Source organism: Methylobacterium sp., from assembly GCF_028290105.1.
GTDB lineage: Bacteria > Pseudomonadota > Alphaproteobacteria > Rhizobiales > Beijerinckiaceae > Methylobacterium.
On record NZ_JAQGKL010000268.1, the window covers coordinates 1 to 7,624 of the forward strand.

The 7,624-nt window shown below is 67.8% G+C and carries 6 protein-coding genes; 4 read left to right on the top strand and 2 right to left on the bottom strand.

The features are described from left to right. Both JWQ05_RS18690 and JWQ05_RS18695 read left to right on the top strand, forming a co-directional pair. Nucleotides 1-1,120, top strand: a 1,120-nt coding sequence (locus JWQ05_RS18690; RefSeq protein WP_299661728.1) for a GNVR domain-containing protein, incomplete at its 5' end; no start/stop codon positions are given. Further along, nucleotides 1,117-2,427 (top strand): VpsF family polysaccharide biosynthesis protein, encoded by a 1,311-nt coding sequence (locus JWQ05_RS18695; RefSeq protein ID WP_299661731.1) that lies wholly within the window; start codon nt 1,117-1,119, stop codon nt 2,425-2,427. The genes JWQ05_RS18690 and JWQ05_RS18695, both read left to right, overlap by 4 nt. On the opposite strand, the gene JWQ05_RS18700 is transcribed toward JWQ05_RS18695, so the two are convergent. Together JWQ05_RS18700 and JWQ05_RS18705 are read right to left on the bottom strand one after the other, a co-directional pair. Further along, entirely contained in the window at nt 2,378-3,643 is a 1,266-nt protein-coding gene (locus JWQ05_RS18700) for a cellulase family glycosylhydrolase (protein WP_299661734.1), read from the bottom strand. The genes JWQ05_RS18695 and JWQ05_RS18700 overlap by 50 nt on opposite strands. After that, nucleotides 3,643-4,803, bottom strand: coding sequence for a DUF1972 domain-containing protein (locus tag JWQ05_RS18705; protein ID WP_299661737.1), 1,161 nt, complete (start codon nt 4,801-4,803; stop codon nt 3,643-3,645). The genes JWQ05_RS18700 and JWQ05_RS18705 overlap by 1 nt, the downstream gene beginning before the upstream one ends. On the opposite strand from JWQ05_RS18705, the gene JWQ05_RS18710 reads away from it, so the two are divergent. Together JWQ05_RS18710 and JWQ05_RS18715 are read left to right on the top strand one after the other, a co-directional pair. Next, a complete protein-coding gene (locus JWQ05_RS18710; protein WP_366944619.1) occupies nt 4,792-6,117 on the top strand; it encodes a glycosyltransferase in 1,326 nt (441 codons plus the stop codon). The genes JWQ05_RS18705 and JWQ05_RS18710 overlap by 12 nt on opposite strands. Continuing rightward, a complete protein-coding gene (locus JWQ05_RS18715) occupies nt 6,117-7,409 on the top strand; it encodes a hypothetical protein (RefSeq protein WP_299661740.1) in 1,293 nt (430 codons plus the stop codon). Before JWQ05_RS18710 ends, JWQ05_RS18715 begins: the two co-directional genes overlap by 1 nt. Nucleotides 7,410-7,624: the final 215 nt, after the last annotated feature.

Here is a 7,624-nt window from a genome sequence, read left to right on the forward strand (position 1 = left end):
CGCCCGTCATCCCAACATGGAGGCGGTGCGGACCCAGGTCCAAGTGGTACGACGCCTGATCGAGGCCGAACTGAACCGTCTTTCGAAATCCGCAGAGACGGATTACCAGCGCGCCGCGGCCAACGAAAAGGCGCTGACGTCGGGTCTCGAAGACCTCAAGCTCGGCACCATCGCCTCCGGCGAGGCCTCCGTCCGCCTGCGTGAGCTCGAGCGCGAGGTCGACAGCAGCCGAGCGATCTATGCCAATTTTCTCAACCGCGCCCGGGAGATCAAGGAACAGGCCGGCATCGACACGTCCAACGCGAGAGTCATCGGCTGGGCGCGTCCGCCGCAGGATCGCAGCTGGCCGCTGCGTATCCTGCTCCTCGTGGGCGGGCTCATCAGCGGCCTGGGTCTCGGGGCCGGCATCGCCTTCGTGCGCGAGTATCTGGATCCGACCATCCTCTCGCGCCGCCAGCTGGAGCGCGTGACGAATGCCTCCGTTCTCGCGGGCTTGCCGGTGTTCGGCCCCAAGACGGAGCGGACGGCCTGCGTCGGGGCGGCCCTCGCACTCGACCGGGTGGTCGGCATTCGCGGACAGAGCCGGATCGTCGAACAGGGGCTTGCCATCTTCGTGACCTCCGGAACCGCGGATGCCGACGATCGCCGGAAGATCACGCGACTTCTGGCGGCCGTGGCGGTGACGCGCGGAGAACGCGTCCTGATCATCGACGCAGATCTCGAATCCGGCGTGCCGGCCCACGGCCTTCAGGCTGGGCTTGCACAGGTGCTCATCGGCGAAACCTCGTCCACCAAAGCCGCGATAGCCGATCCGTCGAGCGGCGCCCTTCACCTTCCCGTCGGCGATGCGACACGTCTGTCACGTGACGCGCTCGACCGGACGAGCATGGAGCGGATGCTTGCCGAGGCGAAGGGAGCATTCGACCTCGTGCTCATCGAGGGCGGCGCATTGGCCGTCAATCTCCGCATGTCGGCGCTGGCCCTGGCGGCGGACAGGCTGCTCGTGGTGGCGCGCGGCGGGGCGACGCGGCAACGCGAATGCCTCGACCTCATCGACGTCTCTGAAATGCTCGGCCGGCGCATCTCGGGGTCGGTTCTGGTCGGTGCCGGAAGCGCATGAGCACCGCCGCCTCGCCGGCAACGATGTCCACCAAGGCGAAAGCCGCGCCCCGCAGGCGCCGGGCGCCCGTGATGCTCATCCTCCTCGCGGTCTTGATCCTTGGAGTCTCCGGAGGTCTGCTCTGGACCGTCGGCGTCAATTACGACGGGCTCTCCGGTGGAGCGCCGCAAAAAATCCATCCCTCGACCTACCTCGTCATTCTGCTGTTCGGTTGGCGGGCGCTGACATCCGGCAATCCGATGGGCTATCTCGTCCACGCCGCGCACGTCCGCCCGGCGGGCCTCCTACTCGCGGCGTCGAGCATCGGACTGTTCCTGCACATCGTCCTACGGTCCGGTCCCGGGATGGCGGGCGCCCTGGATACGTTCCTGCTTCCGGGCCTCCTCGTCGTCGTTCTGGCCGATCGCGATGCCGATACTTGGCGTCGGCTCGAACTCACGGTGCACGCCGTGATGCTGGTCAACGCGCTCCTGGGCCTCGTCGAGTTCGGCAGTGGACACCTGTTCTTCCCCTATCGCCTCGACGGCGAGGTCTTCGCCACCGACACGCGCTCGTCCGCGCTCCAGGGCCATCCGCTGGGAAACGCGACGCTCACGGCCTGTTACGTCCTCGCGCTGATCGGCGGCGGCGGAACGTTCGCACCGATCGCGCGCGCGGGAATGATCGTCCTGCAACTCGCCGCCCTCGTCGCCTTCGGCGGCCGTTCGGCGATGGTGGTGACGCTGCTTCTGGGCGGCGGCAGCGGGCTTCTGGCGATGCACAGAACCCTACGCACCGGCCGTGTGCCACTGCTCGGGGCGGCGGCGGGCGTGTTCGTGCTGACGCTGGCGCCCCTGGCGCTGGGAGGTCTCGCGGTCGCGGGCTTCTTCGATGCCCTCCTCGGGCGTTTCATGGCCGACGGAGGCAGCGCGAATGCCAGAGTGGAGATGTTCGATCTCGTCGGCAGCATTCCGCTGCGCGAACTCCTGGTCGGGCCTGAGATGGCCCTGGTCGAGAGCATGCGCCGGGTCAGCGGACTCGAATGGGGCATCGAAAACCCGATTGTCCGCACCCTGATCTACCAGGGCGCGTTCATGACGCTGTTCCTCACCGTGGCGGTGACGCTCTACCTCGTGGAGGTCGTGCGCCAATGCCGCCAGGGTACGGCCCTCCCTGTCATCGCCTTCGTGGTCCTGATCAATACCTTCGAGGGAATCGGCGGCAAGACCACCCTGCTCGCGAAGTTCGCGATCCTGATCCTGGCCCTCTACCGGCCCGCTACGGGTGCCGCTCGCCCGTCGCGAGCGACAGCCCCAGGGCGTCGATGATCGCCGGATCGAAGCGTCGGGTCGTGTCGTCCATCAGACCCATGCCGTCGAACAGATTCCAGAAGGACCACGCGAAGCCGGCCTCCTCCGCCGCCTCGCGCACATCCCGCACGTAACGAGCCCGGTCGCCGGCCCCCGCCGCGACGTAGCGGGTATCGCTGCGCAAGGCGCCGAACTCCCCCATCAGGATCTGATGCGCCGGGATGCCGTGCCGTTCGGCCCAGTCCCTCACGGCGGCGAGATGATGGGTGACGAACCGGCGATCGGGCTGTGCGGCGAAGTACTCGGAGAGCTTCGCCTTGGTGGTTTCATAGGCGGCGGCTCTGGTCGCGATCGTCGACGCCGTGTCGGCCTCCATCCGCGCTCGGACCATGGCCAAGGTATGATCGAGGGTTCCGGCGGAGGCAGGCCATGGCACACCATTGAGCGCACGATAGACCGGCTCGCGCATCCATGGCGCGCCCTGATGGGTGAACAGGTACGGTTCATAGAAGTGCATCGTGAACAGAAGGGGGGCGAAGCGCGCCAAGTCCGCAGGATCGAGAGCGACGAGACCCGGGACCATGCTGCCGCAGGCGCCCGTCGCGACAAGCGTCAGATCCGGCGCCTCGCGTCGGGCGAGACCGAGAAGCTCGGTCTGCAGGGCGGCCCATTGCGCCGATCCACATGCCATCGGCGGCTCGTTGACCGGCTCGAACGCGATCCGCTGCGAGCGCGTCGCGCCGAGCCGAGCCGCCAGGTCGATGACGAAGCCGCGATAGGCTGGAAACAACGGCGCTTGAACGCTGCCGTAGAGATTGTCCGGGTTCCAGTGGTGCGTCGCACCATTCGCCTGGACGTTGACCACCACCGAAAGGTCCGCCGCCAGGATCGCCGCGACCGCATCCGTCAGATCGCGCATAATATCCCTTCGCTGAGCGCCGGATGTGGCAAGGAAGGGCCCCGGATCGACCGGCAGGCGCAGGAAGTCGAAACCTACGGCGCGCAGGCGCGCCAGGTCGCTCCTATTCGGAATCGGCCGTCCGGGCTGAAACGCCGGCCAGCCGTAATCCGTGCGCGGGGACGGGTATTCCCGCGTCAGCGAGAACCACGGCCACGCATTGACGCCCCGATGCAGGCTCACGGCCGGCGTGGCGACGGCCGCACCGGCCGGGGCGACGAAGGGGATGGCCGCCGCAGCGAGGACGCCCCTTCGCGTGAGCCCGGGTGAGATCATCAGGCGACGGCCCGTTCGCGCGCCTCGCGCGCCTCGGCCGCGTACCCGCCGAGAGCCTCGATCTCGGCCTCGTACGCTTGCAGGACCGTGGTCCAGGCGAACCGCTCGCCGGCGCGGGCCAGGGCCGAGCGTCCGGCGCCGCGGACCGCGATGTCGTTGACGATGGCCGTCTCGATCAGTCGCTCACACGAATCCCCATCGGAAAAGTAGAACTGATCGGGCCCCGCCGTGCCGCGGTTGAACGGATTGTCGTGGGCGATGACGGCGTTGCCCGCCCACAAGGCTTCGACGAGGGACGGGTTGGTGCCGCCCACCGTGTGTCCGTGAAGATAGGTGCGAGCATGGAAACGCAGCGAGCGGATCGTTTCGGTGTCGTAGATACCCCCCGGAAACATCACCTCGTCGCTGGCGGCCGCCCGCACAGCGCGGTGGTAGGGATTATCGTCCAGAAGGCTGCCCAGAACGACGAGCTTGAGGCCGCGCCGCTTGCGCGAGAATGCCTCGACCATCGTCAGGATATTGTTGTCGGGCTCGATTCGGGCGATCGAGGTCATGTAGCCCCCGGGTTGGAGCCCCATCGCTAAAATCGGCGCCGTCGAGGCCGCCGAGACCGGGTCACCCCCGTAGGGGATCGTGGCGATGGCCGAGCGCGGACGCCGAGTGGACACGTGATCGGCGATCGCCGGATGATCGGCCACGAGCCGCTGCGAGGCCCAGGCGGCGATCCACTCGTTGACCCAGAACCAAGCCCGCACCGCCAGCGACCATTTCGGTCGCTTCCACTCGATACCGTCCATGTTGGTCAGGATCTGACGGCCCGCGAGACGCAGGTAGGGCAGGAAAATCGCTCCATTATAGCCGAGTACCAGCGAGACGCTGTCGCGCCGCGCGGCGTCGCGCACGCAGTGCCAGTCGAATTCGAGGGTCGCCTTCGGGCCTCGCGACGCGACGTCGACGTGGATCAGTTCGACACCATTCCAGGTCGAGGTGGTGATGCGCTCGCCCACCGTCTCGACCTCGTTCTGGCAATACACCCCCACGTGCCAGCCGCGCTGTACGAGGAACAGCGCGAGCTTCTCGGCGAAGGTCTCGAAACCACCGTGGCGGGCGGGGATGCCGCGCGTTCCCAGAATGATCAGCGACCGCTTGTGCGTGCCCATACGGCGTCTCCGTGCGGTCCCGAACTGCCCCGAAATGAGACGGAACCCTGTATCTCGGAGGACGATGCGCAACGCTCAGGCCGGGCTCGCTTCTTGCTGTTCTTCCCACCAACACCCGGGACATTGTCATTCTGGGTCAGAGGCCGCTCGCTTATGCGTATTACCTGCGTCCATCAGGGCTACGAGCTCTACGGCTCGGATCGGAGCTTCGTGGAAAGCGTCGGGATCATCCGCGCCGCCTACCCGCATGCGCAGATCGACTTGGTCCTGCCACGCCATGGACCGATCGTGGCACCGTTGTCTGAACTCGCCACGCGGATCGACATCGAGCCTCTTTGGATCCTGCGCCGGCGCGACCTTCCTCGCCTGATGACGCTCGGGCTCCCCGGTCTGCCCGTCGCGATGCTGCGTGCCTGGAAACGCATGCGGTCGAGCGACCTCGTCTACGTCAACACCTCCGTGGTGGCAGACTACCTGCTGGCGGCGCGGTTTTGCCCGGGCCGCGCTCTTCTACATGTCCATGAGATCCCTCAGGGCACCACTCTGACGGTTTTGAGGACGCTGATCCGCTGGAGCGGGGCCGACGTGATCTTCAACTCGCGCGCCACGGCCGCAGCGTTCGGCTTGACCGACACGACCTCGAGCCGCGTCGTCTACAACGGGATCGCGGGACCGGCGGTCGCCGAACCCAAGACCTATGACGGGCGCCGCCCGTTACGCCTGCTGATGCTCGGCCGGATCAGCCGCATCAAGGGCCAGGAGGTGCTGGTGGACGCGATCCGGCGACTGCCCGGCTCCATCCGCCAGAGGCTCTCGGTCCGCATCGTCGGCAGCGCCTTCGAGGACACGGAGCGCGAAGCTGCGCTCGCCGCCGCGATTGTAGAGGCCGGCCTGTCTGACACGGTCACCCTGTCTCCCTTCGTCGACGACCCGTCCGATCTCTATCGCTGGGCCGATGTGGTCGTCGTGCCCTCGCGCCTGCCAGAATCACTCGGTCGGGTCGCCATCGAGGCGATGTCCTATGGGCGCCCGGCCCTCGTCTCCCGCATCGGCGGGCTAACCGAGATCGTCGTACCCGGACGCACCGGCTGGTCGGTGGCACCGGACGATGCCGCCGCCCTTTCGGTGCAGATCGAACGGATCGTGTTGAACCCGAAGGCCTGGGCCGCTTTTCCAGCTGCGGCCCGCGCCCGCTACGACGCGCTGTTCGACGAGCGTGCGGCCGCGGAGGGTATTACCGCGATGATCAGTGCCCGCCTCGGCGGATCGAGCCGATCTGCCGTGGCCGAGTCCCTCGCGACGATCGAATCGTGATGCAGGCACTGACACGTCTCGCCCACCGCTTCGTTGTGATGCTCGGCGGAGAGGTCGCGCAAAGCGCCTTTCATTTCGGGCTCAACATCGCGCTCGCCCGCACGCTGAGCCCGCAGGATTACGGACGTTTCGCGATCCTCTTCCTGGTGGGAGGCCTCGCCCTCACCTACGTGCGGGCCCTCGCGGGGGTCCCGGCGGGCATCTACATCCCAGGGCGCGCCGGACGGCGCACGGCCCGAGGCTATGAGGTCAGCTTCGGGTCCGCGGCCATGCTGCTTTCGGGGGTCATCGGCCTCGGCGTCGCCGCGACGCTGTGGGTCGCGTCCGATATCGACCCCATCGCCGCCGGTCTCTTCATCGGGCTGTGGAGCTTGCGCAGCTATATCCGCAGCGTCCTGCTCGCCAAGCGGGAGGCCGCGGCTTCGGGCCTCGGCGACCTCGTCTTCGCGCTGTCGGGGGGCGGCCTTGCCGTCCTGAGCATGCGGGGCGAAGGCATCGCCGGTCTCGACGCGATGCTGACGGTGCTCGCCCTCGCCAATGGTCTCGGCATCGCGGCGTCGCTCCTCGGCATTCGTCAGCCAGTGCGGGTCAGTTTCGGTCGCGGAACGCGCCGTCGCTACCGTGCCCTCCTGCCGAGCCTGTCATGGGCGCTGGTGGGAACCACCACGGCGAACGTCCAGGGCCAGGGGCAGAGCCTCCTCGTCGCCTTCCTCGCCGGACCGGCAGCCTATGCGCCGATCGCCGCAACTTTCGTGCTGTTCGCGCCCCTGCGCCTCCTGGCATCCGCCCTCATCAACATGGCCCAGCCCGACATCGCCGCTCACCTCGCCGCCGGCCAAATGGACCGCGCCAAGCGCCTCGCGTTGCACTGCGTGGGTCTTCTGGCGCTCGGCGGCGTAGTCTACGGCGGTGCCATCCTGGCCTTCCTGCCGCTCATCGAAGCCAAGCTCTTCGCAGGGCAGTTCGCCGACGCTCCGATGACGCTGATCGCAGTCTGCGCCTGGATGATCGTCGCCGTGTCGCTGCTGCATGCGCCCTTCCGCGTGCTGCTCGAGACAGTTCAGGCGTTCCGCACGCTGGCGGCTCTGGCTGCGATCAGCGCCGTAGCGGGCGGGATCGTCGTCGTTGCCCTGCTCCTCGTGGCGGCGCCGGCGTGGTCGCTCCTCGGGGTCCTACTCTCCGAGTGCGTGGTGATCGCCTATTGCGGACTGGCCCTCCGGCCCTGGCGGCGGGAGGCCGGGCAGCCATCGCCCGCTCCGCCAGGCGACGGCCTGTTCCTTCCGTGCCGCTGAGATCGCGGCACCGTCCACGCTTTCTTTTCAGCCGTTCCGCCAGACCCCACCCGCGCGGCGAGCGCCCGACTTTAAGGATGACCCCCATGAGCGTTCACCGGGAGCCGACGGTGTCAATCAAGGCCGCAAACCCGGCGGCACGTCCGCCCTTCGCCCCACTCTCGGCTCGGCCGGCGAGCTACACTGTCCGGCTCCACAGGTCACTCGCCGCGATC

Bases quoted from the DNA above. Each gene is read 5' to 3' on its own strand.
- JWQ05_RS18695 (WP_299661731.1), top strand. From the start codon at position 1,117: ATGAGCACCGCCGCCTCGCCGGCAACGATGTCCACCAAGGCGAAAGCC.
- JWQ05_RS18700 (WP_299661734.1), bottom strand. From the start codon at position 3,643: ATGATCTCACCCGGGCTCACGCGAAGGGGCGTCCTCGCTGCGGCGGCC.
- JWQ05_RS18705 (WP_299661737.1), bottom strand. From the start codon at position 4,803: ATGGGCACGCACAAGCGGTCGCTGATCATTCTGGGAACGCGCGGCATC.
- JWQ05_RS18715 (WP_299661740.1), top strand. From the start codon at position 6,117: ATGCAGGCACTGACACGTCTCGCCCACCGCTTCGTTGTGATGCTCGGC.